This is a genomic window from Bifidobacterium apri (genome assembly GCF_009299485.1).
Classification (GTDB): Bacteria; Actinomycetota; Actinomycetes; order Actinomycetales; family Bifidobacteriaceae; genus Bifidobacterium; species Bifidobacterium apri.
Window position 1 is genome coordinate 145,910 of the sequence record NZ_WBSO01000002.1, and the last position, 24,835, is coordinate 170,744.

A 24,835-nucleotide genomic window follows, 5' to 3' on the forward strand; every position below is an offset into this window, starting at 1 on the left:
GCATTCCACCATAGAAGCGCCCCGACCAGAGACTACCCGACCGTGTTGTTATACACCTGCGCCTGCAAATCCTTGCGCGCGGTTTCGAGCGTGGTGATGCTGCCGAGCAGCGCGATTTTCTCCTCGCCGTCCGGCAGCTGGGCCATACGGCGTCTGGCCGCACCGATTCTGCGCATGTAACCGATATCAAGCAGACGGGCCAACAGTTCGGACGCGTACTGGCGCTCCCCCTGGGTCGGCTCCCGCAGCTGGACGTCGGCGACGCCTGACGCTCCGGCAACGCCGGCGCCTTGTCCGTCACCCGTGCCAGGCGCCGCCTGTTGGTTCGGCGGGGTCGGCAACGGCAACGGCATCACGGCAAGCTCGTCAATCACCGATTGGAGCATCGGGCCGCCTGCCTTGGTCAGATTGTGCATCCACAGGCCTTGCGGAGTGTCATCAGTCGGCAATCCGCCGGCAGCCGCAATCGCCTGGAACAGCGTGCGGAACACCGGGGTCATGAAATTCGCCAGCGTCAACTGAGCGAACCATTCACGGTCGATCGCACGCGGAATCTGAATCAGCGTCGCCATGAACTGCTGCTCGCAGATGAATACCGCGTCGTCAATGTGAAAATACGTCTGATTGGTGGCGTCATGATGTTCAAGCTCACGTCTGCGCGCCGGATTCGCATACGGGTCATCCCGATCCGCGCGTTCCTCAATGCGCGGCTGCTGGCGCCGCCGGGGCGCATAGGCGTCCTCGTCGCGCACATGATACTGCACTCTGGCCTGTCTGACCTCGCGCTGCATGATATCAAGATCGACACCGATGCGCCTGGTCGCTTTGCGCGTATACCAATCCAGCAATGAACGGTCGCGGATCTGCGCGATCAGCGGGGCCGCGGCTTTGACCGCGCCCATCTGCCCGGTGGCATACTGGGTGTCGAACCGGTCGATCGCCGTGTCGATGACGAAATCGTACAACGGACGGGCGTTGTCGATCAGCGCGCGCACCGCTTCGTTTCCACGCTGGATCCGCAAATCGCACGGATCGAGATTGTCGTCGGCGACAGCGACGAAGGTCTGCGACAGGAACGACGAATCCAGTCCGAACGCGTGCAATGCGGCTTTCTGCCCGGCCGCATCACCATCGAAGGTGAATACGACACGCGAACTCAACGACTGTCCTTTGACTTTGAGCGGCCCGACCAGCTGGACCGCACCCAGCGAATCGTCAGCAATCAGACGGCGGATGATCTTCGCATGCTCCGCACCGAACGCGGTGCCGCATGTGGCGACCGCGGTGTCAATCCCCGCGAGGTGGCAGGCCATCACATCCGTATACCCCTCGACGATCACCGCCTGACGATGTTTGACAATCGACGATTTCGCCAAATCAATGCCATACAGCACCTGCGTCTTGCGATACAGCTGCGTGTCCGGCGTGTTGATGTATTTCGCCGCGATGGTGTCGTCGTCATACAGTTTGCGCGCGCCGAATCCGAGCGTGCGCCCGGTCGAATCGCGGATCGGCCACGTGGCCCGTCCGCGGAAATAGTCGTAAATGCCATGCTGGCCGCGACGGGCAAGTCCGGCGTCCAGCATTTCCTGCTGGGTGAAGCCCTTGTCGGCCAGATGGCGCACGAGATTGTCCCAGCCTTGTGGGGCGTACCCGCAGCCGAAACGCTCGCAATCCGCCTGGCTGAAATTACGGCCGCCCAACAGTTTGCGTGCGGCGAGCGCCTCTTTACTCATGATCTGCGAGGTGAAGAAACGCTGGGCTTCCTCATTCGCTTCGAGCAGACGCGCGCGTTTCGACCCGGCATGTTCGCCTTGGCGCGATCCCTGATCGTAATGCAGTTCGATGTGGTATTTGTCGGCGAGCAGCTCGACCGCTTCACGGAAGTCGATGTTCTCCTGTTGCTCGACGAAGCCGAAGACGTCGCCGCCCAGGCCGCAACCGAAGCAGTGCCACACGCCCAGTGACGGACGGACGTTGAAGCTCGGGGTTTTCTCGTCATGGAAGGGGCACAGGCCGACATAGGTGCCGGTGCCGGATGGTTTGAGCGTGACGGATGCGGATACGATATCGTACAGGTCCGCGGCGGCGCGCACCTTTTCAACGTCTTCTTTCTTGATCATCCCGGGCATAGGTTCCATGCTAGCCTGAGGGCTGCTCAGTGGGGGCCGACGGAGAACCGTGCGCCGTGCGACGGCGATGTCGCACCGCGGGCAGAATCCGCCGACCGCGACGACAACAGCCCCCGGCACCCGTGCGCTGCGCGACCGACCAGTCACACCACGCGCCAATACACTGGTACCGCATGCATGAAGCGGCACTCAGCACAGAATCGAATGCAGGGTCGCCGCCGAGCCGTCCGTCAGACTGGCCACCTGATCGATCGCCACGCGCAGCCGCTCATCATCATTCGACGCCTGCCGCCAGTCATCGAGGAACACCGTCTCCAACGCGTCGCTCGGCTTCGGCGAATCGGCCATAAGCACGTCCACCAAATCGGTGACAATCCGCTGCTCCTGCTCATGGAAGGGCTCCCGTTCGCGCGGGGCCATCACGAAATACACCGACATCCCCTTGAGCGCCAAAATCTCGTAGCGCGTCTGATCAGGCACCACCACATGCGCCGCATACCGGGTCAACGGTCCGGCGCCATAACGCTGCCGAGTGGCCGATTCCACCGACCCGGCGAACCTGCCGATCAGCGCGCTGGTCATGTTCTTCAACTGGGCCAAGGCTTGACGAGAACCGTCAAAGCGTTGCGGCAGCAGATGCCCGTCGCGCAGCCGCAACACCGCAGCCAGCAGCAGGTCGGGATCCCACTGCCGCCCATACCAGGCGCGGGCGGATTCGACCACCCGGTCCACCGTGCGATGATCCGCAAGCGCCGCGGGGTTCAGTGTGCCGGTTGCGATGGCGTCTTCGATATCGTGCACGCTGTAAGCGATATCGTCCGACAGATCCATCACTTGGCATTCCATCGGCGTGCTAGCTTCGGGCGAGCCCTGTTTGAGCCAGCGGAATACCGGCTCGTCGTCCGGGTAGACGCCGAATTTCACGCTGCGCTCCCCCTTGGGGTGTGCGGCGGCCTGAGCGAAGGTCCACGGGTATTTCACTGCGGCATCCAACGCAGCACGTGTGAGATTGACTCCGGCGGAACGGCCGTCAGGCAGGAAAATCTTCGGCTCCAACCTCGTCAGCAACCTTAAGGTCTGCGCGTTGCCTTCAAATCCGCCGATGTCTTTGGCGATGGCCGCCAACGCGCGTTCACCGTTATGTCCGAATGGTGGATGCCCCAGATCGTGTGCAAGACATGCGCAATCGACAACGTCAGGGTCGCAGCCGAGCAAGGCGCCGATCTGCCGGCCGATCTGTGCGACTTCAAGTGTATGGGTCAGCCGTGTGCGCGCGAAATCATCGGTGCCGGCGACCAGAATCTGGCTTTTTCCGCCCAACCTGCGCAAAGCCGACGAATGGATCAGTCTGGCGCGGTCACGCTGGAAAGCCGTGCGCGACGGGGATTTCGGAGGTTCAGGCGCCCAACGCTCTTCGTCCGCCGCGCAATACCCTTCGGCGGTGAGCACGCGTTCGCCGTCGGCCGTGGTCGTCATATTCGCCCTTTCTTGTCCGTCATTCACTGACACGCCGATACCGGCACACCGCCGCCGGGACGCGCGAACCCCGAGTCGCACGCGACTCCGCCCGCCGCCGCTTCCACCGGCTCCCGGTTACAGGATGGTCGCCGGATCGAGTTTGGCAAGATCCTCCGGCGGCAGCACTTCAGTCGCATGCAGGTACAGCCGCGGGATGCGATTGCGCAGGCATGTGAAGATCTCGTAGCTGATGGTGTCCGCCGCACGAGCCCAGTCGTCCGCGGTCGGCTCGGCGTAGTCTTCGCCTCGCCCCGGGCCGAACAGTTCGACAGTGTCGCCTTCATGGACGCCCAGTTCCGCCGCGCTGCCATGCAGATCGAGTATGAATTGGTCCATGCATACACGTCCGGACACGCGCAGCAGTTTCGGCCCTTGTTCGGTCATCACACGAACCGGGCCACCGAGCTTGGTGACGTGCTTGGCCCCCTGCATATCGAACCCGGAAGCGGAACGGTGGATGCCGTCGGCGTATCCGACCGGCACGATCGCGGTGCTGGTGGCTTGCGGGGTCAGGTAGGTACGGCCGTATGAGATGCCGTGGCCGGATTCCACGTCCTTGACCGTGCCGAGCTGCGCTTGCAAAGTCATGGCCGGCTTGAGCCGATAGGTTTGCGGCGTGCCCATTGCAGGATCGGGCTCGTACCCATACAGGCCGACACCCGGCCGGGTGAGTTCGAAATGGATTTGCGGCCGGTCAAGCGTGGCAGCGGTATTGGCCAGATGCCTGATCCTGGGCGCGATACCCGCCGCGCGCATCCGCTGAGTGAACTCGTTGAAGGTGGCGACCTGCCGGTCGGTCGCATCCACGAATTCCGGCACGTCAGGCGAATCAGCGACCGCCAGATGGCTCCACTGGCCGACGATGTCCAGCACGCCTTCCTTGGCGAGCGGCACCAGCTTGTCCAAAGCCGCGCCGAAGCCCTGCGGTGTGAAACCGTTACGGCCGAATCCGGAGTCGACTTTCACATGAACACGCGCCGGCCGATCCACCTTGCGGGCAGCTGCGGCGAGCGCATCGATGCCGGCAAGCGAGCCGACGGAAATATCGATATCGTTGACGATCAGCTCGTCGAAAGGAACCTGCGTGCCGTTGTAGACCCAAGTGAGAATGTGGCAACGATCCGGGCCGATACCGGCCTTGCGCAGCAGCAACGCCTCATGCGACTGCGCGGTTCCAAGCCATGTGGCGCCTCCGGCGAGGGCGGCGAGCGCGGATGGAATCAGCCCGTGCCCATAGGCGTCCGCCTTGACGACGCCCATCACCGCGGTGCCGGACTGCGGCCCGCCGACCACGGACACCAAATGCCGCATATTGTCACGCATCGCCGCGAGATCGACAATCGCCTGCGCCGGATATTGGCGCAACGCGGCCTTATAATTCGCCTCGCCCTGAGCCGAGGAAAACTGCCATGCTGGTACTGCACTCAAAGTCATGCTCCCATTGTTGCGCGGGGAGGTAACATTCGCGGCACGTGTTTCTTTCCCAACGCCTCAGTGTCCACATCGTGGAACTGTCCATATCGGTGTCCCGGCGCGTCGGGCGCGGCGGTTATAAAAGAGAAGGCAATGCGAATCCTGGGGAATGCTCATTTCCCCGTCCCGATTCCGGATCATTCGTCACGACGCCAGTCCCGTCGTGTTATCGGAAGAGAATTCATGAACCTGCTACGTAAGAAATCCGTCGAAAGCATGGTGGCGCAGGCCACTCCGCTCAAGCGGACGTTGAAAACCTTCGATTTGACGATGCTCGGCATCGGCGCGATTATCGGCACCGGTATTTTCGTGCTCACCGGCAAGGGCGCGCTGACCGCCGGACCCGCATTGTGCGTGTCGTTCCTGCTGGCCGCGGTGTGCTGCGGGTTCGCCGGCCTGTGCTACGCGGAATTCGCGTCGATGGTTCCGGTCAGCGGCTCCGCCTACTCATATGCGTATGTGGCGTTCGGCGAGATCATCGCGTTCATCATCGGCTGGGATCTGATCCTCGAATACGCGCTTCAAGCGGCGACCGTATCCGCCGGATGGTCCGGGTATTTCAACAAACTGCTCGATGGATTCGGCATCCACCTGCCGGTTGAACTGACCGCGGCATACGGCACCACGCCTGGTGTCACGACGTATTTCAACCTCCCCGGATTCGTCGTCGTGCTGCTGATCACATGGGTGTTGTCCATCGGCATCAACCAGACGAAGAGGACGAACGACATCATGGTGATGATCAAACTCGCAATCATCGTGCTGTTTATCGTATGCACGGTGTGGTATATCAATCCGGCGAACTGGAAGCCGTTCTCCCCGTATGGTTGGTATACCTTCCAGCCGGGTTCGACCAAGCCGATGGGCATCATCCCGGCGGCTTCGATTGTGTTCTTCAGTTTTATCGGCTTTGATGCGGTCTCTTCCTCCGCTGAGGAGACGGTCGAGCCGAATAAGACGCTGCCGCGTGGCATCCTGTATTCGCTGATCATCTCCACCGTACTGTACGTCATTATGACGTTGATTATGACCGGCATCGTCAAGTACCCTGAATTCGCGAAATTCGTGGACGCTCCGGTCGCCGGCGTGATTCTGGCCACCGGACTCAACTGGTTGGCGTTCGTCGTCAATCTGGGCGCGCTGATCGGCATGACGACGGTGATGCTCGTCCAACTGTACGGCCAGTCGCGCATCTGCTACGCGATGAGCCGCGACGGCCTGTTCCCGAAGTTCTTCGGCGAGGTCAACAAGAAGTATCACACGCCGTTCAAGGGCACGTGGTTCTTCGGCATTCTCACGGCGATCGCGGGCGGGTTCATCAATATCAATATTCTGTTCGAACTGGTGAATATTGGTACCCTGTCTGCGTTCATCATCGTGTCGGCGGGCGTGCTGTGGATGCGCAAAACCCAGCCGGACGCCCATCGCGGTTTCCGTGCCCCGGGTGTTCCGGTCACGCCGATTCTGGCGATTGTATTCTGCTGCGTTCTGATCGCCGGTCTCAACTGGGAGACTTGGGTGCGGTTCGTGGTCTGGTTTGCGCTTGGTCTGCTGGTGTATTTCGCTTACGGGCGCAAGCATTCGAGACTCGGCGCAGCTGACGGTGCCGCTTCGGGCGCGCAGACGGGCGATCATGCCGGCACCAGTGCCGGCGATGCAGCCGACAGCCTGGTGGCCTTCGAATCCTAAACACCCCTGACGTCAGCGGCATATCCCCGAGGTCGCCGTGGTGCCACGCGCGAACGGCGACCTGAATCCAGCTTCTGCCGACGCTGAGCATGCCCTCAGCGTCGGCAGAAGCTTATCGAGGCGACAGATGGCACCAAGGTGTCGGATTCCAGCATGTCGGATTCAGTTGCCGAGTACGTGGAGCGTGCGCCGCAGTCACATCAGACTGCCTTCCGGCGATTCACCATTCGTGACGCTGATAGGCGATACGCGTGGTATCAGTCGGCCGATCGATGAGCTGGATCAGCCCGCACCGAGTGAATCCGCAGCCTTCCAGCACATGTTGCATGGCCTTGTTGTTCGGATGGGTGTCGGCGCGGACATTGCCGTACTGTTTGAGCGCCCATTCCAAGCATTCGCGAGCCGCATGCCGGATCAATCCCGACGATGCGATGCGGTGGATGGTCACATACGCGTCGTCATCCAGCCAATGCCCGTCGATACTTTGGTACGTCGGATCCTCACCCGTGCATGCCGCAAACTGCGCGAGAATCCGCTCATTGGCGCCGCTGCCGTCGACCAGGAGGATGCTGCGATGCCGCATGATATCGTCCCGCACTACCTCTGGTTTCGGAAACGTATGCCCCCACTGGGTGGGGTTCCCGTTGCGCGCCATCAGCTCACGGGCGCGCTCGTAGTTCTGTTCCATAACCGGAAAATCACGCATGGTGGCGTGCCGAAATCGCCGTGCGACCATAAGTCAGTCTCCTCCGTCAATAACCTGCTCAACACTACCACGGCACATCATGCAGCGTCCGAGACACGGCACGAACACGACGGGCACGCCCAATACACCTCGGCACAGAACAGCAAGGCGGTGGAGTGTCATCGATATGACGCCCCACCGCCTTGTCATTGCGCATATGCCCCGGTTCAGACCACCTTGCGTTCGAACGGGTCGGAGCTGATGCCCTTCGCCAGGATGTCCTTGCACCACTCCTTGGCGGTGAACAGGCTGTGGTCGCGATAATTGCCGCAGCTTTCGATCGTGGTCGCCGGTACATCATCCCATGTCGCCTTGTAGGCGATGAATTCCAAGGATTCCTTCAATGCGCGCGCCACATCTTCGGTGCTGTGCGTACCCCAAGTCAGCAGATGGAAACCGGTACGGCAACCGAATGGCGAGCAATCGATGTACCCGGGGATCCTCTCACGCAACAGCACGGCGATGGTGTGCTCGATGGTGTGCAGGCCTGCAGTCGGAATGGCATTCTCGTTGGGCTGCACCAGACGCAGATCGTAATTCGAAATCACATCGCCGTTCGGACCGGTCTCCGTGTCGATGTAGCGCACATACGGCGCCTTGACTTTCGTGTGATCAAGCTGGAAGCTTTCGACAACCGGCTTGCCGTCCTGCGTGCGCTTGGATTCATCGCTCATAGTACCTCCTCGATGCTGTGGCAGCCTGCGTTCGGACGCAGACCACCCGCTTTCGATGCCTAGTCTAGCCCGCTTAGGGGCACGCCGCCGCGGGCATCAGCGGATAGGACATACGAAAAAGCTATGTCCGGCTACTGTGCACGATCAGCGCCGCCGTCTCGAGGAGCGCGGACGGCAACGCCTCACGCCTGTGCGATGGCTTCCATGAACTTCGCGCCGTATTGGCGAAGCTTGTTCTCCCCCACACCGTTGACTTGGAGGAATTCACTGTCATTGGCGGGTTTGAGGCGCACCATGTCGCGCAGCGAACGATCGGAGAACACGATATACGGCGGTTTGCCGATCTCCTGGGCGATGCTGCGCCGCAACGTGCGCAGCCGTTGGAAGAGCTGTTCGTCCGCTTCGGTGAATTCCGCGGCTTCCTGCTCACGGAGCCCTTCGGCGCCTTGTCCGAACCCGTCGCCGGTTACGCCAACGGCACGGAATCGTCCGCTCGACCGTCGTTGGATACGTTTGATCTCATAATGGAAGTCGGGGGCGACCGTCTGCGCCGCGAGCGGCCCGAATTGGACGATCGGCAACCGCCCTTCGGTGACGGCGAGGAAGCCGTCGACGCTCATCTGGTTGAGCACGTCGCGGATCCGCGCTTCGGGGACGCTGCCGAGCATGCCATAGCTTGGCACCTTGTCAAGGCCGCGATTGAGCAGATCCTGGGCTTTGGACCCGCGCAGCACCGCCACGATTTTGCCCATGCCGTAGCTTTGTCCCACATCATGGACGCACCGGCTGATGGCGCGCGCGATATCCGTAACGTCGATCGTTTCGAAATCGCCTTCGCAATTTGAGCAGTTCCCGCACTTGGCCGTCGAGACGCCCTGCTGCGTCGGCCTGTCGACAGCGACGGGACCCGTCTGCCCCCGGCCGGTCTCAGGGTCGGCGAAATACCTGACCATATAGTCATGCAGGCAATGCGTGGTGCGGCAGTAGCCGATCATCCCGTCCAACAGGCGGCGCTTCGAAGCGCGCACGATCTGCTGCTCCTCAGGGTCAAGCCGTTCGTTGTCCCCACCCAAGTCAAGCAATCGCCGACGTGTCACAATATCACTGTCGTTCCACAACAGCGTGCACCTGCCGGGTTCTCCGTCGCGCCCGGCACGACCGGCCTCTTGATAGTATGCTTCAATGCTTTCCGGCATATTGTGGTGGATGACGTAGCGCACATCGGATTTGTCGATGCCCATGCCGAACGCGTTCGTAGCTACGACGACCGGCACCCGATCGGTGACGAAATCCCGTTGGGTGCGTGAGCGGTCCTCGGGCGTCATGCCGCCGTGGTAGGCGGCAGCCACCGGGCCGTCCGAGGGGAGGTTTTCACCGGACAATCCGCCGGCGGCTGCTCGCAGATTCGGAACCGCTTGGTTGAGCGCGGCCGCAACGGCCTCGGTTTCCTTCCGCGTAGCGCAATACACGATGCCGGATTGACCGGGATGTGTCGCCACGTATTGCGCGATCCATGGGGTTTTGCGTTTGGTTTCCATACGGATGACATCGAAATAGAGGTTCGGGCGGTCGAATCCGGTGACGGTGATGAGCGGGTTGCGCAAGTGGATCAGGGAGACGATATCGCGGCGCACTTTGCCGGTCGCGGTTGCGGTGAATGCGGCGACGATAGGCCTGACGGGCAACATGTCGATGAACTCGCCAATGCCCAGATACGAGGATCGGAAATCCTGCCCCCATTGCGAGACGCAGTGCGCCTCATCCACAGTGACCAGCGCAATGCGCGCATGCGAGGCGAAATCACGGAACCGACCGGTTTCCAAACGTTCTGGGGCAACATACAGCATGCGGATGTTGCCTTGGGCGGCCTGGGCGAGCACGGCATCCTGCTCGTCGGGGCTTTGCGTGGTGTTCACGTATGCCGCGGGAATACCGGCGTCTTGGAGTGCATCCACTTGGTCGCGCATCAGTGAGATCAGCGGTGAGATGACGATGGTCAGTCCCGGCAGCAAGGTGGCGGGGATCTGATAGCAGATGGATTTGCCTGCGCCGGTGGGCATGACGCCAAGCACGTCGCGTCCTTGCAGGATTGCGGAAACAAGCCCGGACTGGCCTGGCCGGAACGAATCGTACCCGAAATAGTGTTTCAGTGCAGCGAGCGCCCGCGCAGGGACGGATGCTGATGCTGATGCTGATGCTGATGCAGGCGCTGATGCTGACGCTTCGCCTCCAGCGTTGCCGCGGAACCCGTCCGCCGCGCCCGGCATTCCCGCTGCGCCCGGCATTTCTACTGCCCCCGCACCCCTGCCGTCATGGGGATCGCCCGCTATATTCGTCATCGATAACCCTGCCGTCATATTCCTGAGTCTACTGGGCGCGGCGGAACTGGTGGCTTTCCGAGCGTCATGCAACCGCAAAGCCGCACCACTGCCAGATGACCTCTTGAATCCTGCAGCGACACGACGATACCCACCCATCATGCGACGCCGACATCGCACAGCAAGCAAATACCTCAGGATCGCAACCGATACCCGACAACACCCGCCCCACATGCAACCGCACAGTCGCACCACAGGCAGATACCACACCATCCATCGGCATCACACCGGCACCTGCCCGCCATGCGACACGGAAGCCACATGGCGGGCAGGCAAACCGGTCTCCGGCCATCTCCGGCAATCATCGCAGCCGCCGGAACCGCCAATCACCCCTTCGCGAAGTAGAATCCCTCGAAATCGTATTTGAACACACGGTAGATATACGTCTTCGAAGTAATCATCTTATATTGTGCGATCAGCGAGCCGTCATCGTCGTAGACGCCCCAGATGCCCTGCTTGCCCGAATCGGTGATGACCGTCCCGTCCTCGTATTCCTGGGCGCTGGAGACGACCGAGGAGTACGGCACATCGATGGAACGCACCAGTTTGTAGGTATTCGCCTTCGTATCGACGAGATACTTGTAGTAGTAGGACTTCGTGCCGCTGGTCGCCTTCGTCTCGATATCCTTGACGTGCGCCGCCCAATCGTATTCGGGTCGTGTGGGCGAGAAGCCATAGTTGTTGTCGAACATGTACAGGTAGTACTGGCCGTCTTCGAGACTGTCATCCTCCTCGTAGGTGACCGTATGCTGCCCGCCAGTGGATGGCCAATCCCCGTCGGAGGTGTCTTTGGTCATCAGATACTTCTCGTAGCCGGTGCCTTTCCAGAACGTCGGTTCGCCGATCATCGATTCGATGGACGGCGTGCCTTCAAGGTCGTTGATGCGAATGATCGTGGACATTTCACGCGAGCTGACGATGGCGTCACCGTCCGGCAGCATTTGGATGGTGTTGAGATGGATCCAATCCTTCTTGGTCGAACAGTTGTCGGCATTGCACACGTTGCTGCCGGAGCCGGATGACAGGGAGGCGAAGGTGGCAGCGTCACGGTAGTCGCCGAACAGATCGCCCATATCGAGCAGTGTGCTGACTTTGCCTGTGGTCGCATCGATCTTGATGATGTAATCCTGCATCGTCTTCTGGCCGGTCTTCGTGGCGAGAATCACGAAATCGCCGTTGGAATCCATCACATAATCATGATGGAGGATATATCCCGAACCGGTGCTGTACCATTTGACGATTCGCCCGAGTCGGTTCATGCCGACGATGTCATGCGTGGACACGCTGAAATACATGATGCCGTTCTTGAACAGCAGCCGGTGCGACCGGTAGTACAAAATGGGGATTTCGCCACGCAGCACGCCATTGTCGTCATAGTAGAACATGTAATCCTGGCCTTCGGAATCGTTGCCGAGGATGGCGTAGAGTCCGTTGCCGAGTTTGGTGGTCGTGTTCTGTTTGGTCAAGGTGACGCGCGTCTGCTCCCAGCCGAGCAGCGCGCCCATGCGGTGGGTGATTGTCTTGGTGACCTGCTTGCCGGATGCGGTCCGCAACGTGAAGATGATGGTGTTGGTCGCGTTCGGGATCAAACCGAGCACTGTGAACTCATGGGTGTTCTGGTATGTTTTCGCCTGATAGGCGGTCGCGGTGAAGTCGGGGTAGCCTTTGGCCGTGACGGTGTAGGTGACGCTCACGGCATCCTGCGTGGTGAAGTACACGTACAGCGAGGTGGTGTTGGTGCCGTATGGGTTCTCCACGGTGAGCATATGGTCTTCGGTGTAGGTGCCGGCTTTCTTTTTCGCCGCCAGATCCGCGGCGGCTTTCGCCTGGTATTCCTTGGTGTAGACCTGCGTGATGTGTTTGGTGATGGCACTCTGGGCGGCGGCGCGCTGATAGTTGACGGAGACGATGGCCAATGCCGCTGCCACGGCGATGACGACTACGGCGGCGGTTCCGGTGATGAGGCGCCGGCGGATGCGGCGGGCGTGCGGGTCGGTAGGCGTCGGTGCGTCGGCGGCTGCGGTCTGCGTGTGCGTTGCCGTTTCGTCGGAAGCTGATTGTGGCGGGGTTGTACTGTTCGGTCGGTCATCAGGTGTCATACCGGCGTTGCCAGTGGGCATGGGAAATCCTCCATGTTGTCGGGATTGGACAGCCGCGGCAGACTCGGGTGAAGGCGTGCTCCGCGGCATAATCAGCATCATGATGGTTCCGCGAAATGGAAATCAGATTCGTGTCATCTGAATTTTCCAGCCCGTCAAGCTGAGTGTTCGGTACATGTGGGCGACCCGATGCGGGCAACCCACCCCAACCGATGCTCCTTCTTGTTGCCGGAACGTCCATCAATCGCAGTTGCCCCGGCACATCGTTGACTGCCCCTCGCTGTCTGACGTCCATCACCCCAGCCGACCCAATCAATCGTGGTCTGCTCCAAGGAACCACGAGCGACGACAATGGGCGTCCGAAGCGACCCATCGCCGCCCCGGACGCCCATCATCGCGTCCCCCAACCGGACGCCTGCCTGTGCCTAACGCCCGGCATTCATCCAGCTTCTTCTCATTCCCTCCTTCGGTCAGGCTTGGTCGAGCGCCTGATCAAGATCGGCAATCAAATCATCCGCATCCTCAATGCCCACGGACAGGCGCACCAGATTCGCCGGAACCTCAAGCGTCGTGCCGGACACCGAAGCGTGGGTCATCGCCGCAGGCAACTCAATCAGCGATTCCACGCCGCCAAGCGATTCAGCGAGCGTGAAAATCTTCGTGGCCGCGGCAAACCGCTTCGCCGCTTCAAGCCCGCCCTTGAACTGGACGGAAATCATGCCGCCGAAACCACCATGCATCTGACGAGCCGCAATCTCATGGCCCGGATGTGATTCAAGACCCGGGTACCACACGCGCTCAATCTGCGGCTTGCTTTCAAACCATTCGGCGATCTTCAACGCGTTGCGGCTATGCTGCTTGACACGCAAATCCAACGTCTTCAACCCGCGGATGTCAAGCCAGGAATCAAACGGGGAAGGCACCGCACCGGCGGAATTCTGCAGGAACGCAACCTTGTCACGAAGCTCCTCGTCATTGAGCACAACCGCGCCGCCAACGACATCGGAATGGCCGCCGATGTACTTGGTCGTCGAATAGACCACCACGTCGGCACCCTCATCGAGCGGATGCTGCAACACCGGGGACGCGAAGGTATTGTCCACGGCGACCTTCGTGCCGTGCGCATGCGCGACCGCGGACGTCGCCGCGATATCGGTGATGTTCAGCAGCGGGTTGCTCGGCGTCTCCACCCAAATCCACTCGTAATGCTTGGATTCAAGCGCGGCGCTCACCGCCGAGGTGTCGGTGATATCGACCACGTCAAGATTCACACCCCACGGCACGAACACCTTGGACAGCAAACGGTAGGTGCCACCGTACACGTCGTTGCCCAGCAGAACGCTGTCGCCCGGCTTGAGCGTTGAACGCAGCAGCACGTCGATCGCCGCCAGACCGGATGAGAAGGCGAGCGCATACTTGGCGCCTTCGATGGCGGCAAGCTGGGCGTCGAAGGAGTCGCGTGTCGGGTTAATGGAGCGGCTGTAATCGTAGCCGTTGCGCAGACCGCCCACACCGTCCTGCTTGAAGGTCGAAGTCATGTAGATCGGCGTGACAACGGCTCCGGTGATCGGGTCAGGCTCCTGGCCGGCGTGGATGGCGCGGGTAGCGAGCTTGGTTGCGGCGAAATCCTTGGCGGACTGTTCGAATGATGCGACGGACATGATTACCGTTCCTTTCATATTCATACGCTGATTTCGAGCGTATCTGGTTATGCGGGGTTTGTCCCGCGTGTCGGTATCGGTTTTGGTGATGACTGGTTGGTAAATGCTGGTTGGTAGATGACGGTGCGTGCGGGGCGTGCGCTGACGTGCAGGCAACGCTCACAGGTATTGTGCGGCGATGGACGGGCTGCTCGTACGGTCGACGACATCGCCGTAACCGTTGGCGCGCATCCAATCGTCGTTGAAAATCTTTTCCAAGTAGCTGCGGCCTGAATCCGGCAGCAACACGACGACGAGCTGATGTTCGTCAAGATGGTTCTCGCGCGCATATTTGAGCGCCCCGGCGACCGCCATACCGGATGAACCGCCGACCAGAAGGCCTTCCTCCTTGGCGAGGCGACGAGTCATTTCGAAAGCCTCGGCATCGGTGACCTGTTTGATGTCATCGGTGATGGTGCGATCGAAAGCCTCCGGGTAGAAGTCTTCGCCGACCCCTTCGATATTGTACTGGTGGACATCATTCGGATTGGAATAGATGGAACCTTCCGGATCGGCGCCGATGACTTTGACCGCCCCGTGCGACACTTCCTTGAGATAGCGTCCGGTGCCGGATATGGTGCCGCCGGTACCGATGCCGGCGACGAAATGCGTGACCTTGTGGTCGGTCGCCTCCCAGATTTCCGGGCCGGTGGTCTCATAGTGGCTGCGCGGGCCGTTCGGGTTGCTGTACTGGTTCGGTTTGAACGCGCCCGGAATGGTGGCGGCGAGCCGGTCGGACACATTGTAGTAGGAGCGCGGATCGTCCGGTTCGACGTTGGTCGGCGTGACGACGACTTCGGCGCCATACGCCCGCAGCACCGCGCGCTTGGATTCGGATACTTTGTCCGGCACGACGAAAATCGTGCGATAGCCGCGCTGCTGGGCGACCAAGGCAAGGCCGACGCCCGTATTGCCGCTGGTCGGTTCGACGATCACGCCGCCGGGCTTGAGCTGGCCGGATTCCTCCGCCGCGGTGATGATACGCTCGGCGATGCGGTCCTTGGAGGAACCGCCCGGATTGAAGTATTCGACTTTGACGACGATGTCCGCTTTCACGCCATCGGTGACGTGGTGCAGACGGACGAGCGGGGTGTCGCCGATGAGGTCGGTGAGTGAATCGTGGATGGTCATGATGTCTCGTTTCTGTGCTTGGGCTCTATGCTTGGGACTGCATGTCAGCTGGTTGATGGATGGGTTCGTGGGCTTGGTGCCTGGCCATCGGTTGATTGCACAAGAAACGGATTCCAACATTGGATGTCATGGTTCCGGCCACACTGGTTGAGGCCACTGCCCGGCAAATCCGCCGGTCCTTCATCATCGCTTCACGATCCGGCACAAACGATTCGTTGTGCTGTCATCATACGCAGATACCGCATGCCCTTCCATGTGGTCTGCCGGAATCCTATCTCAAGTTGTGCGTTGTCAACCGCTCGCCAAGGGGCGTCGGTTAGCGACAACAACAACATGAGAAATACGTCATGGCCTTTACGTTAGCACGCCCCCTGACAACGGCGTGTCCGGACGTCTCACATCGTAAGACAGACGGCAAGACACATGCAGCGGCATGACTCCCCAGAGCCCTTGAACTTCTGACATTCTGAGATTCTGACATGCTGAAATCCTGAGCTACAGTGGAGTCATGCATAGCACCGCCACCGACCCAGAGAACGCTCCGGCATCCGCAAACGACGACACCGCCGCCGACCAGCAGAACGCAGCCACGGCAACCATCGAGCGCTCCAAGCCCCACACCCGGCACCGCATTTTCCGATGCCTGCGACCGGACTGGCTGCCGTTCGCCATCCTGTGGGTCGTGGCGTCAATCATCATCGTGCTGCTCACCATATCGACCCATCCGGCAGACAGTACATACCCGCTGCGCTACGGCGGCGGAACATTCCTCGTGGACCGGGCGCAGTATCAGCGGCTCGCAGACGCATTCCTCCACGGCCACACATGGATCGACGTCCATGTACCCGAATGGCTTGCGGCCATGAGCAACCCGTACGACGCGCAGGCCAGAGGGGCGGAGGGTACGGCCAGCGGCGACCCATCACTGTGGGATTGGGCGTTCTATCACGGCCGCTATTACTGCTATTTCGGGCCGCTCCCGGCAATCGTGCTGTTCGCCCCATATAAAGCACTGACCGGAACAGACCTGCCGACCGCAGCCGCATGCGCAATCCTGGCCATCGCCGCATGCGCATCACTGATTTTCTTGGTGCAGACCCTGTGGAAACGATTCTGGAAGGGGACGCCGCGTTGGTTCGCCGTACTGACATGCACCGCAATCATCGCAGCATCAGGTCTGTCCTACCTGGTCCTCGTCCCCTGGTTCTACTCGATTCCAATGCTCGCCTCGCTGGCGCTCGCACCCGCGGGAATCGCGTTCTGGGCGCGTTCCGCCGATGATATCGGTTCCGCTCCCCGAACCGGTATGGTCGCAGCGGGATCAACGCTTGTCGCGCTCACCATCACGTGCAGACCGACATTCATTCTGACGGCGGTCTTCGGTCTTATTCTGCTGTGGCCGCACATCAGATCACACGAGATACTCTCCGTTCGTTCACGCCACGCGATTCAAGCCAGTCTCGCGGCAATCGTGCCGTTCCTTCTCGCCGGAGGCGCGATGATGTGGTACAACGCCGCCAGATTCGACAATCCGTTTGACTTCGGCGCTACATACAATCTGACGAGTTTTGATATGACACAACGGTATGTCAGCCCGCAAGACCGGCTGTTCGGTGCGGCGCTGCTGCTGTTCGCCCCAATCAGGTTCACTTGCGAGTTCCCGTTCACTGCGGATGTCTTCGCCACGGACGTCACAAACCCTTGGGCGTTCCTGATCCTCAACAGAAGCGTCATCACGGAGCCGACCGTGGGTGGAATCGTCGCGCTGTCGCCAATCTGCTTGCTCACGCTTCCGGCGGTTATCTGGCTCATTGACTCACGGGTCTCGCACAGACGGGCGGAAGCAGCCGGGACGACGGGGATGCCAACGGTGACGTCATCTGGAATGCAATCAGGAAAGTCGTCGGAAGTATCGTCGAATTCGTCGCAAGGAACGTCGAAAGGAATGTCACGGGGAATGTCAAGGTCATGCACAATCGGCATCACATGTCTGCTTCTTGTCGGTGTTATCGCGTGTATCGACAGTTCCATAGTAGGTGCCAACGCGCGATATATGTGTGATATGGCGTGGCTGGCGGTCATCGGAACCATGTGTCTGCTGATGCCGATGGAGGCGGCCAGCCGCAAGAAGGGAGAACGCTGGCTGACCATCACGATTGTGGCTTTCTTGGTGCTCGGACTCGTGTTGCAGGCGCTTTGTCTGATGACGACCGGACGGTACGAAGCTTGGAACGTCTCGAATCCTGCGCTGTACGCGTGGCTGCAGGGAGTATTCACACGCTAAGCGCCGCAGCGTGCCGTTGTGACCCGCCCGTTTCGTGCGCGGACAAGCCCTTAGGATGTTCGCGGCCGGGCGGGACGCTACTCACTCGCTCACTGCAGAGGCAGCAGACAGCAGGCGGCAGCATCCCATCTTGTTGGTTGTGAATCGCCACTCACAATCAACAGCCACAACCACCCCAACCACATCCACAATGCCCACTCCCACTCTTGGTTGTGAGCCACCACTCACAACCAGCAGCCATACTCACCCCCGACCACACCCACAATGGACGATCACCCCGTTGATTGTGAGTCACCACTCACAACGAGGCATCCGATCAAGCCACCAGGACCGCGCATACCCCAACCCATCAGCCGATTGTGAGCCACCACTCACAACGAAGGGCGGGACAGCGGAAACCGCGTACGTCGCGACATGGGTCATTCTCCGATTGTGAGTGCAAACTCACAACCAAGAGGCATTGCCCCACGAACCGCACCTGCAACAAGCGATTGCCGTGTTGTTGTGAGCCACCACTCACAACGAAAAGACATTGACCCGCAAGCCACACTTATAACGACCGATTACTTCGTTGATTGTGAGTGCGGACTCACAATCAATGCGGATAGTCGCACTGTATCCGCCTCAACGGCACCGCCGACTCACTGATTGTGAGTCACCGCTCACAACGAACTACAGCACAGCACGACCGATGCACACGACCGAACAAACAACTCGTTGGTTGTGAGCCGCCACTCACAACCAACAGCCATACTGACCCCGGCTACACCCACAATGGACGATCATCCTGTTGATTGTGAGCTGCCACTCACAATCAAGCAGCAGAAACCGCGTATTGAACTCGAACCATCACGCTCACCCGTTGATTGTGAGTCGTCACTCACAACGAAAAGACATTGGCTCACGAACCACACCAGCAACGAGCGATCGCCCCTGCTGGTTGTGAGTCATCACTCACAACCAGCAGTCACAACCACACGAACCACGTCCACGATGGACGATCACTCCGTTGATTGTGAGTCGTCACTCACAATCAAGTATGGGGTGGCGGATGCCACTGCGTCCGAACGCCGACATCAAACCCGATACTGGCCCGACACTTGCCCCGACATCAAACCTATCCCCGCATCACCCCGATCCGCCGCCTACCTACGCTCCGAAGCAGACTCGTTGACTCCGACCCGCGTGGCCGACACCATCACCCGGCTCGCCGGGCTACACTCCGAAGCCGGCTCCTACACACCAACCCAACCCCCGACACACCGACACAACACCAACCCCACCCTCAACACCAACACAACAACACACCCACACCGACACCCACACCATGCAACACACCAATCTCAACACACCAATCCCAACCCCAACCCCAACACTGACACCGACGCGCGCCGAAATGCGCCCGCAACACAGCCGGCATCCGTGCGCCTAATGTGGAAGCATGAGTGAAACATCAACCACAGCCACACAGCCGATCATCGAAACCCAGCCTGAACGGACCGATTTGCCGCTGGCGGTCATGCCGGTGGTCGTTGCATCGATGATTCCGTACTTCAAGGAGCATCTCGAGATTCTGCACGATGCGGTTCGCCTGCGTATGTACGGCGATTTCACGCTCGACGAGGACACCATCGTCGATCGATGCCAAGATGCGGACGCGGTCATGGTCATCGGATTCCACGTCACCGACTCGATATTCAACCGCTTGACCGACGACGCCCACGTGCGTTGCTTTGCGTTCGGCGGCACCGGGGTCGCCAGCTACATCAATCTGCAAGCTGCTCGCGAGCGCAGCATCCGCGTGTGCAATGTCGTGCGTTACGGTGATCATGCGGTCGCCGAGCACGCGTTCGCGCTGCTGATGGAGCTTGCCCGACATGTCGGCGATCTCGACCGCCAGGTTCATGCAGGCAGTTGGGAAGGCGCCGACGGATACGCTTTGCACGGCAAGACGGTCGGACTGGTGGGATTCGGCGGTATCGGTCAGGTGTTCGCGCGCATGCTTCAAGGGTTTGGCATGAAGGTGCTCGTGTGGAATTCGCATCTTGACCAGGATGCCGTCGCCCGTCTGGGTGTCACGCCGGTCGACGATATGGGCGAGATGTTCGAACAGTCCGATATCATCTCGCTGCACATGCCGTTGCTCGCCGCGACGAAAGGCATTGTCACCGCCGAATCACTCGATCACATCAAACCGGGTACGTTGTTCATCAACACTGCTCGTGCCGAGGTCATCGAGCAAGGTGCGCTCGCCGAACGTTTGCTGCGCGGAGACATCAAAGCCGCGTTGGATGTGTTCGAGCATGAACCGCTTCCTGAAAACGATCCGTTGCGACGCGTGCCCGGCATCATTTTGACGCCGCATGTCGCATGGCGCAACGAGGAAGCGTATCGCAACCTGACCCGGCAGGTGTTCCAATCGGTCGCCGCATTCGCGACTGGCGGCGATTTCAACGCCGTCGTCAAATAGCGATTCCGCAATCGGCTCCCCGTCTTCCTTGCTCTGTTTCTGCCGACGGTGAGGGACCAGTCAGTGTCGGTAGAAGGTTTCACCCCTGCTTCTGTCGACGGCGACAGACCGGTCAGCGTCGGTAGAAGGCTGTACGGACGCTGAGTATCCCGCCAGCGTCGACAGAGGCAAAGGATGATTTGCTGATTATGGACCATCTGGCGGCAGCGACGCCCAACCACACCCAGCGACATCGACGACGCCCAACGATACCAGCAACACCAACGACATCAACGACATCTTGCGCCGGCATCAGCGGTATCCAGCGACAGTCACGCTAAACGACGATGACTATACGGCGGCCAACAACCAGCAACCCAGCGGCAGTCACCCACAGCAGCACGCGCCCAGCGCCAGTCACCTACGCTACGCACACCCACGATGGAGCTCGTCAACCGCGACACTCACCGACCGCGACACTCACCAACAACGGCTCTCACCACGCTGCGGCATCGATGAGTTGCCTGGTGTACGCGGATTGCGGATGGGCAAGCACCTCGTTGGTATCGCCGGTCTCTTCGACCCGTCCGTCATGCAGCACGATGACCTGGTCAGCGATATGCTGCACCACCCCGATATCATGAGATACGATGACCATTGCAGTGCGCGGCCGCTCCCGTCGAATTCTCGAGAACGCGTCCAATATCTGGACACGAGCGGAAACATCAATCGCGCTCATCGGCTCGTCTGCCAGTATGATTCGCGGCTCTGCAGCAATCGCCCTCGCAATGGCGACACGCTGCGCCTGCCCGCCTGACATATCGACCGGATACCGACCGACGAATTCATCCGGATCCAGCCCGACCGTCGATAACGCCTGATAAACCGCACCGGCGATGTGGTCCGATGCCGCCTGCTGTCCGTCATCCCGGACATGGATGGATCGCCGCGCGCCAAGCCCTTCCGCAATCGATTCCCCGGCGGTCCACCGCGGATCGAGCGACGCGAACGGGTTTTGGAACACCAGCCCCGATTCGCGCCTCAACCGCAGCATCCCCGGCGAATGCGCACCGGCCAAGGTCTCGCCCTGATACGTGACCATCCCCGAATCTGCCTGTTCCGAGCCGAATGCAATCCGAGTCAACGTTGTTTTCCCGGATCCCGACCCGCCGATCACAGCCAGGCACTCCCCTTCGGTCACATCCATATCCACACTGAACAGAACCTGCGTCCGGCGTGAGCGGGCCCCGAAGGACTTGTTGATTCCGCGCACCGACAGTATCGGCTCACCACCGCTCACGTCGGCGTTGCGGCCGTCACGCCCCACCCGTCTCGTCATCGCGGCCGGTTCGTCTTTCTCACGCATGATACCGCCTCCGATCCGCACGTTGTGCGACGTCTGAGCCCGAACCTGCACCCGAACCCGAACCCGCGCGGACACCCGCACCCACTCCTGCTCCTGCACCCGTACCCGCATGCAATGTCAACATTCTTGCCGCCTGCACCAACGCGCGCGTCGCCGGCTGATCCGGGGCGCGCAACAGATCCGCCGTCCGACCGCTATCGACCACATGCCCGCCATCGATGACGACACACCGGGAAGTCGCCCGCGACAACACCGCGAAATCATGGGTGATGAACAGCATCGACGCCCCAGCCGATTCAACCAGCGAAACAAGCAGATCGATTATGGAACGCTGCACAATCGCATCAAGCGCGGTGGTCGGCTCATCCGCGATAATCAAACGCGGCGAAGTGATCAACGCCGTGGCGATGCCGACACGCTGCTGCTGACCGCCGGAAAGCTCATGCGGGTAAGCGCCGGCGAGTCTGCTTGGCAATCCGACCCGCTCGAGCATCGCCATCGCCCTGTCGTGCAGCTCATCAGCATCCAGCTCATAATGCAGACGCAACGGCAGGCATATCTGCTGTTCCACGGTCAGCACCGGATTGAGCGCTGCACCGGGATTTTGGAACACCAGTCCCACGTATCTGCCCCGCACTTGGGCAAGCGACGCGTCGTCCATGATGTCGAGCCGCCGACCGCCCAAGGTCACGCTGCCGTCCGCCTGCGCGGTACGCGGCAGCAGCCCGGTCAGTGCTTTGACCAGCATGGATTTTCCTGACCCGGACGCCCCGATCAGCCCGACACGCTCGCCGGCACCGACATGCAGGGACACATGGTCAAGGATCACGTGTTGTGCGATGGTCACGCTCAAATCATGGACATCGAGGACATGCGTCTGCACTGCGTCAACGGTGTTGTCTGCATGGTTCGCATCCGAATCGTTCACGATTCTGCCTCCTCATCGTGCATCGCATCCGTCACCCGCCCGGCACCACGACCGGCAAGGCTCCCTACCCGCACCAACGCGCGCCCGCCAGCCGCCTGCCGCAACCGGGGATTCGCCAGCGGATCGGCGCAATCGCGAATCGCGTCCCCCAGCAAATACAACGCCGTTACGACGAGGGTGACCACCAATCCCGGCCATAGCACCGTCAGCGGATACACGCTGATCAGCCGTACCGAAGTGGTCAGCGAATGCCCCCAACTCGGCACGCTTGAGGGCACGCCGACACCGAGATACGTCAATCCTGCTTCGGCGAGTATCGATGTGCCTGCGCTCATCGACAGCTGGACGGCAAGCACCGGGAACGTCGAAGGCACAATATGCCTGAAGAACACGCGCCACATGCCCACGCCGCTCGCTCTGGCTGCCTCCACGTACGCGCTGCGGGCGGCCAGACTCGCCGTCGGCCTGACAATACGCGCCATATTCAGCCCATACGTGATGCCGCACGCGGCGACAATCACCGCAACGGACGCACCGAAGGGGACGGCGAACAGCAGGGCGAGCAGCACTGTGGGAATGGCAATCAGCGCATCCACGACCACTACGCCGCTCGTGGCGAGCCATCGCCGATTGGATACCATTGCGGCGGTCAGTGCGAGGCCGATCACCGCCGAAACCAGAACCGTCAGCACCGCGATTGCCAGATCTGTACGCGACCCCGCCATCAGCCAGCTGAGCACGTCCGCGCCAACCCCGTCCGTACCGAGCGGATGGGCGGCGGTCGGCGATGCCCAAGCGTGGTCTCCATCGGTGAACAACAGCGGGTATGGCGTCCACGCCAGGGACACCACGGATACGGCCAGCCACAACACCATGATGACCAGCGCGAACCGCCCGCCCGGCCGTTCCCACATGCTACGCAGGATAATGCCGAGTCTGACGCGTACCGGCAATCTGCCGAAGCAACCGTTGCGAGACGGGCGTGGCGACCCGGTATGCCGGCGAAGCTTGGTTCCGGTCGGTCGTCCGATATTTCCGGATCGCTCTTGCACTCCGGATCGCTCCGCCCCGGCCCGCTCTCGTGCTCCGGATCGCTCCGCCGAGGACCGATCTGCCGTCCCGGGCCGTTCTTCCATGTGCGGACCTCCATCTTGCTCATCTCGCCCGGTAAGCCCAGACCGCCCAGGCTTCCCGGACCGCCCAGGCTCCCCGGACCGTCCGGACTCCTGCGTGTGCCCAACTTGCCCTGAGTCTGCGCGATATGCATAGCATTGCTCGAGTTTTGCCATATGCCCCTACACTTCCTCGGGCTGTTCTCCCAGCCGCGGGTCGAGCACATGATGAACCATATCGACCAGCACGCCAAGCAGCAGGAAGAACGCGGCGAGCAGGAACAATTCGCTTTGCACAGCGACCAGGTCACGATTGCCGACATCATTGATCAGCATCGCCCCCAAGCCGGGAAGATTGAATAGACTTTCAACGACCATGACACCGGTGACCATCTGCGCGAATGTCAGCCCCGCCACCGAAACCAGCTGCGCGGCAGACAGTCGCAGTCCCACGCCAAGCATCGCCTGCCGCCGCGTCATGCCGCATGCCATGGCCATCGCCACGGCATCGCTGTCCTCCATCGACATCAGGCATGCGCGCGTGTAGCGCATGATCGCGGCTCCCGCCACCAGTCCGGTCGCCACGGCGGGCAAGATCAACGCGGCGATTGCAGCTGCGGGATCTCGCCAACCGGCATCCGGGAATCCTTGCGAAGGCAGGACACCCATCAGTCCCACGCCGCGGCCGAACAGCATGATGAGCAGTAATCCTCCCCATAATGCGGGCACGGCACCACCGATGATGGCGAGTGCGTGCAACACACCACGCACCCGCGCATGCGTAGCGAGCACCGCTTGGCAACCGAGCGGAATACCAACGCCAAGGGCGACGATCAGACTCAGCACGATCAATGGCATGGTGATAGAAGCATGCAACCCGATCTGTGAGGCGACTGAACGTCCGCTGATTGCGGACACACCCATATCCCCACGCATCAAACCCGAAAGCCAATCCGCATACTGTCTCGGATACGGGCGATCCAACCCCATCTGCGAGCGCAGCGCCGCCACGCGTTCGGGCGTGGCATTCGTGCCCGCCATGACGGAGGCGACATCGCCCGGCAATATCCGCAATGCGACAAACACCAGCAGCGACAACCCGAACAGGGCGGCCACGAACAGCACGAGCCGACGAATCAGATATCTCATACGCCTGG

General features: G+C 60.8%; 16 protein-coding genes. 3 read left to right on the forward strand and 13 right to left on the reverse strand.

Annotated elements, in window-relative coordinates; translation table 11 throughout:
- Positions 1–32: 32 nt before the first annotated feature.
- The 3 genes from dnaG to alr all read right to left on the reverse strand — a co-directional run bounded on the left by dnaG (position 33) and on the right by alr (position 5,084).
- Positions 33–2,132 (reverse strand): DNA primase, encoded by a 2,100-nt coding sequence (gene dnaG / locus DSM100238_RS01995; RefSeq protein WP_152355070.1) that lies wholly within the window; start codon positions 2,130–2,132, stop codon positions 33–35.
- Positions 2,133–2,321: 189 nt separating this feature from the next.
- Positions 2,322–3,608, reverse strand: a complete 1,287-nt coding sequence (locus DSM100238_RS02000) for a deoxyguanosinetriphosphate triphosphohydrolase (RefSeq protein WP_152355071.1) — start codon at positions 3,606–3,608, stop codon at positions 2,322–2,324.
- A 117-nt stretch (positions 3,609–3,725) separates the two neighbouring features.
- Positions 3,726–5,084 (reverse strand): alanine racemase, encoded by a 1,359-nt coding sequence (alr, locus tag DSM100238_RS02005; protein WP_152355072.1) that lies wholly within the window; start codon positions 5,082–5,084, stop codon positions 3,726–3,728.
- A gap of 222 nt (positions 5,085–5,306) precedes the next feature.
- Between alr and DSM100238_RS02010 the strand changes: the two genes are divergently transcribed.
- On the forward strand, positions 5,307–6,812 hold the full coding sequence (locus DSM100238_RS02010) for an APC family permease (protein WP_152355073.1): 1,506 nt from the start codon (positions 5,307–5,309) through the stop codon (positions 6,810–6,812).
- Positions 6,813–7,032: 220 nt separating this feature from the next.
- On the opposite strand, the gene DSM100238_RS02015 is transcribed toward DSM100238_RS02010, so the two are convergent.
- The 6 genes from DSM100238_RS02015 to DSM100238_RS02040 all read right to left on the reverse strand — a co-directional run bounded on the left by DSM100238_RS02015 (position 7,033) and on the right by DSM100238_RS02040 (position 15,539).
- The gene (locus tag DSM100238_RS02015) at positions 7,033–7,548 is read right to left on the reverse strand and encodes a GNAT family N-acetyltransferase (protein ID WP_152355074.1); all 516 of its coding nucleotides are present in this window, start codon (positions 7,546–7,548) and stop codon (positions 7,033–7,035) included.
- Between the two features lie 176 nt (positions 7,549–7,724).
- On the reverse strand, positions 7,725–8,231 hold the full coding sequence (locus tag DSM100238_RS02020; protein WP_152355075.1) for an S-ribosylhomocysteine lyase: 507 nt from the start codon (positions 8,229–8,231) through the stop codon (positions 7,725–7,727).
- Between the two features lie 182 nt (positions 8,232–8,413).
- Positions 8,414–10,588, reverse strand: coding sequence for a RecQ family ATP-dependent DNA helicase (locus tag DSM100238_RS02025; RefSeq protein ID WP_240812288.1), 2,175 nt, complete (start codon positions 10,586–10,588; stop codon positions 8,414–8,416).
- Positions 10,589–10,935: 347 nt separating this feature from the next.
- The gene (locus DSM100238_RS02030) at positions 10,936–12,729 is read right to left on the reverse strand and encodes an aryl-sulfate sulfotransferase (protein WP_240812289.1); all 1,794 of its coding nucleotides are present in this window, start codon (positions 12,727–12,729) and stop codon (positions 10,936–10,938) included.
- 449 nt (positions 12,730–13,178) lie between these two features.
- A complete protein-coding gene (locus DSM100238_RS02035) occupies positions 13,179–14,369 on the reverse strand; it encodes a cystathionine gamma-synthase (RefSeq protein ID WP_152355076.1) in 1,191 nt (396 codons plus the stop codon).
- Positions 14,370–14,528: 159 nt separating this feature from the next.
- Positions 14,529–15,539: a pyridoxal-phosphate dependent enzyme gene (locus tag DSM100238_RS02040; RefSeq protein WP_152355077.1), complete on the reverse strand. Its 1,011-nt coding sequence runs from the start codon at positions 15,537–15,539 to the stop codon at positions 14,529–14,531.
- A 508-nt stretch (positions 15,540–16,047) separates the two neighbouring features.
- Here DSM100238_RS02040 and DSM100238_RS02045 point away from each other — a divergent pair.
- Entirely contained in the window at positions 16,048–17,823 is a 1,776-nt protein-coding gene (locus DSM100238_RS02045) for a hypothetical protein (protein WP_152355078.1), read from the forward strand.
- 1,441 nt (positions 17,824–19,264) lie between these two features.
- A complete protein-coding gene (locus DSM100238_RS02050; protein WP_152355079.1) occupies positions 19,265–20,293 on the forward strand; it encodes a D-2-hydroxyacid dehydrogenase family protein in 1,029 nt (342 codons plus the stop codon).
- Between the two features lie 475 nt (positions 20,294–20,768).
- Here DSM100238_RS02050 and DSM100238_RS02055 read toward each other — a convergent pair whose 3' ends face one another.
- The 4 genes from DSM100238_RS02055 to DSM100238_RS02070 form a co-directional block, all read right to left on the reverse strand.
- Entirely contained in the window at positions 20,769–21,611 is an 843-nt protein-coding gene (locus DSM100238_RS02055; RefSeq protein ID WP_152355186.1) for an ATP-binding cassette domain-containing protein, read from the reverse strand.
- 19 nt (positions 21,612–21,630) lie between these two features.
- The gene (locus DSM100238_RS02060; RefSeq protein ID WP_167510993.1) at positions 21,631–22,521 is read right to left on the reverse strand and encodes an ABC transporter ATP-binding protein; all 891 of its coding nucleotides are present in this window, start codon (positions 22,519–22,521) and stop codon (positions 21,631–21,633) included.
- Between the two features lie 41 nt (positions 22,522–22,562).
- The gene (locus DSM100238_RS02065; RefSeq protein WP_152355081.1) at positions 22,563–23,480 is read right to left on the reverse strand and encodes an ABC transporter permease; all 918 of its coding nucleotides are present in this window, start codon (positions 23,478–23,480) and stop codon (positions 22,563–22,565) included.
- Between the two features lie 381 nt (positions 23,481–23,861).
- The gene (locus DSM100238_RS02070; RefSeq protein ID WP_152355082.1) at positions 23,862–24,827 is read right to left on the reverse strand and encodes an ABC transporter permease; all 966 of its coding nucleotides are present in this window, start codon (positions 24,825–24,827) and stop codon (positions 23,862–23,864) included.
- Positions 24,828–24,835 lie beyond the last annotated feature (8 nt).

What these genes read in the sequence shown, in the direction of transcription:
- DSM100238_RS02035 (WP_152355076.1), bottom strand. Translation starts at nt 14,369, where the DNA reads ATGTCCGTCGCATCATTCGAACAGTCCGCCAAGGATTTCGCCGCAACC.
- DSM100238_RS02020 (WP_152355075.1), bottom strand. Translation starts at nt 8,231, where the DNA reads ATGAGCGATGAATCCAAGCGCACGCAGGACGGCAAGCCGGTTGTCGAA.
- DSM100238_RS02015 (WP_152355074.1), bottom strand. Translation starts at nt 7,548, where the DNA reads ATGGTCGCACGGCGATTTCGGCACGCCACCATGCGTGATTTTCCGGTT.
- DSM100238_RS02055 (WP_152355186.1), bottom strand. Translation starts at nt 21,611, where the DNA reads ATGACGAGACGGGTGGGGCGTGACGGCCGCAACGCCGACGTGAGCGGT.
- DSM100238_RS02050 (WP_152355079.1), top strand. Translation starts at nt 19,265, where the DNA reads ATGAGTGAAACATCAACCACAGCCACACAGCCGATCATCGAAACCCAG.
- DSM100238_RS02070 (WP_152355082.1), bottom strand. Translation starts at nt 24,827, where the DNA reads ATGAGATATCTGATTCGTCGGCTCGTGCTGTTCGTGGCCGCCCTGTTC.
- DSM100238_RS02010 (WP_152355073.1), top strand. Translation starts at nt 5,307, where the DNA reads ATGAACCTGCTACGTAAGAAATCCGTCGAAAGCATGGTGGCGCAGGCC.
- dnaG (WP_152355070.1), bottom strand. Translation starts at nt 2,132, where the DNA reads ATGCCCGGGATGATCAAGAAAGAAGACGTTGAAAAGGTGCGCGCCGCC.
- DSM100238_RS02030 (WP_240812289.1), bottom strand. Translation starts at nt 12,729, where the DNA reads ATGCCCACTGGCAACGCCGGTATGACACCTGATGACCGACCGAACAGT.
- DSM100238_RS02065 (WP_152355081.1), bottom strand. Translation starts at nt 23,480, where the DNA reads ATGTGGGAACGGCCGGGCGGGCGGTTCGCGCTGGTCATCATGGTGTTG.
- DSM100238_RS02040 (WP_152355077.1), bottom strand. Translation starts at nt 15,539, where the DNA reads ATGACCATCCACGATTCACTCACCGACCTCATCGGCGACACCCCGCTC.
- DSM100238_RS02045 (WP_152355078.1), top strand. Translation starts at nt 16,048, where the DNA reads ATGCATAGCACCGCCACCGACCCAGAGAACGCTCCGGCATCCGCAAAC.
- DSM100238_RS02025 (WP_240812288.1), bottom strand. Translation starts at nt 10,588, where the DNA reads ATGACGGCAGGGTTATCGATGACGAATATAGCGGGCGATCCCCATGAC.
- DSM100238_RS02000 (WP_152355071.1), bottom strand. Translation starts at nt 3,608, where the DNA reads ATGACGACCACGGCCGACGGCGAACGCGTGCTCACCGCCGAAGGGTAT.
- alr (WP_152355072.1), bottom strand. Translation starts at nt 5,084, where the DNA reads ATGACTTTGAGTGCAGTACCAGCATGGCAGTTTTCCTCGGCTCAGGGC.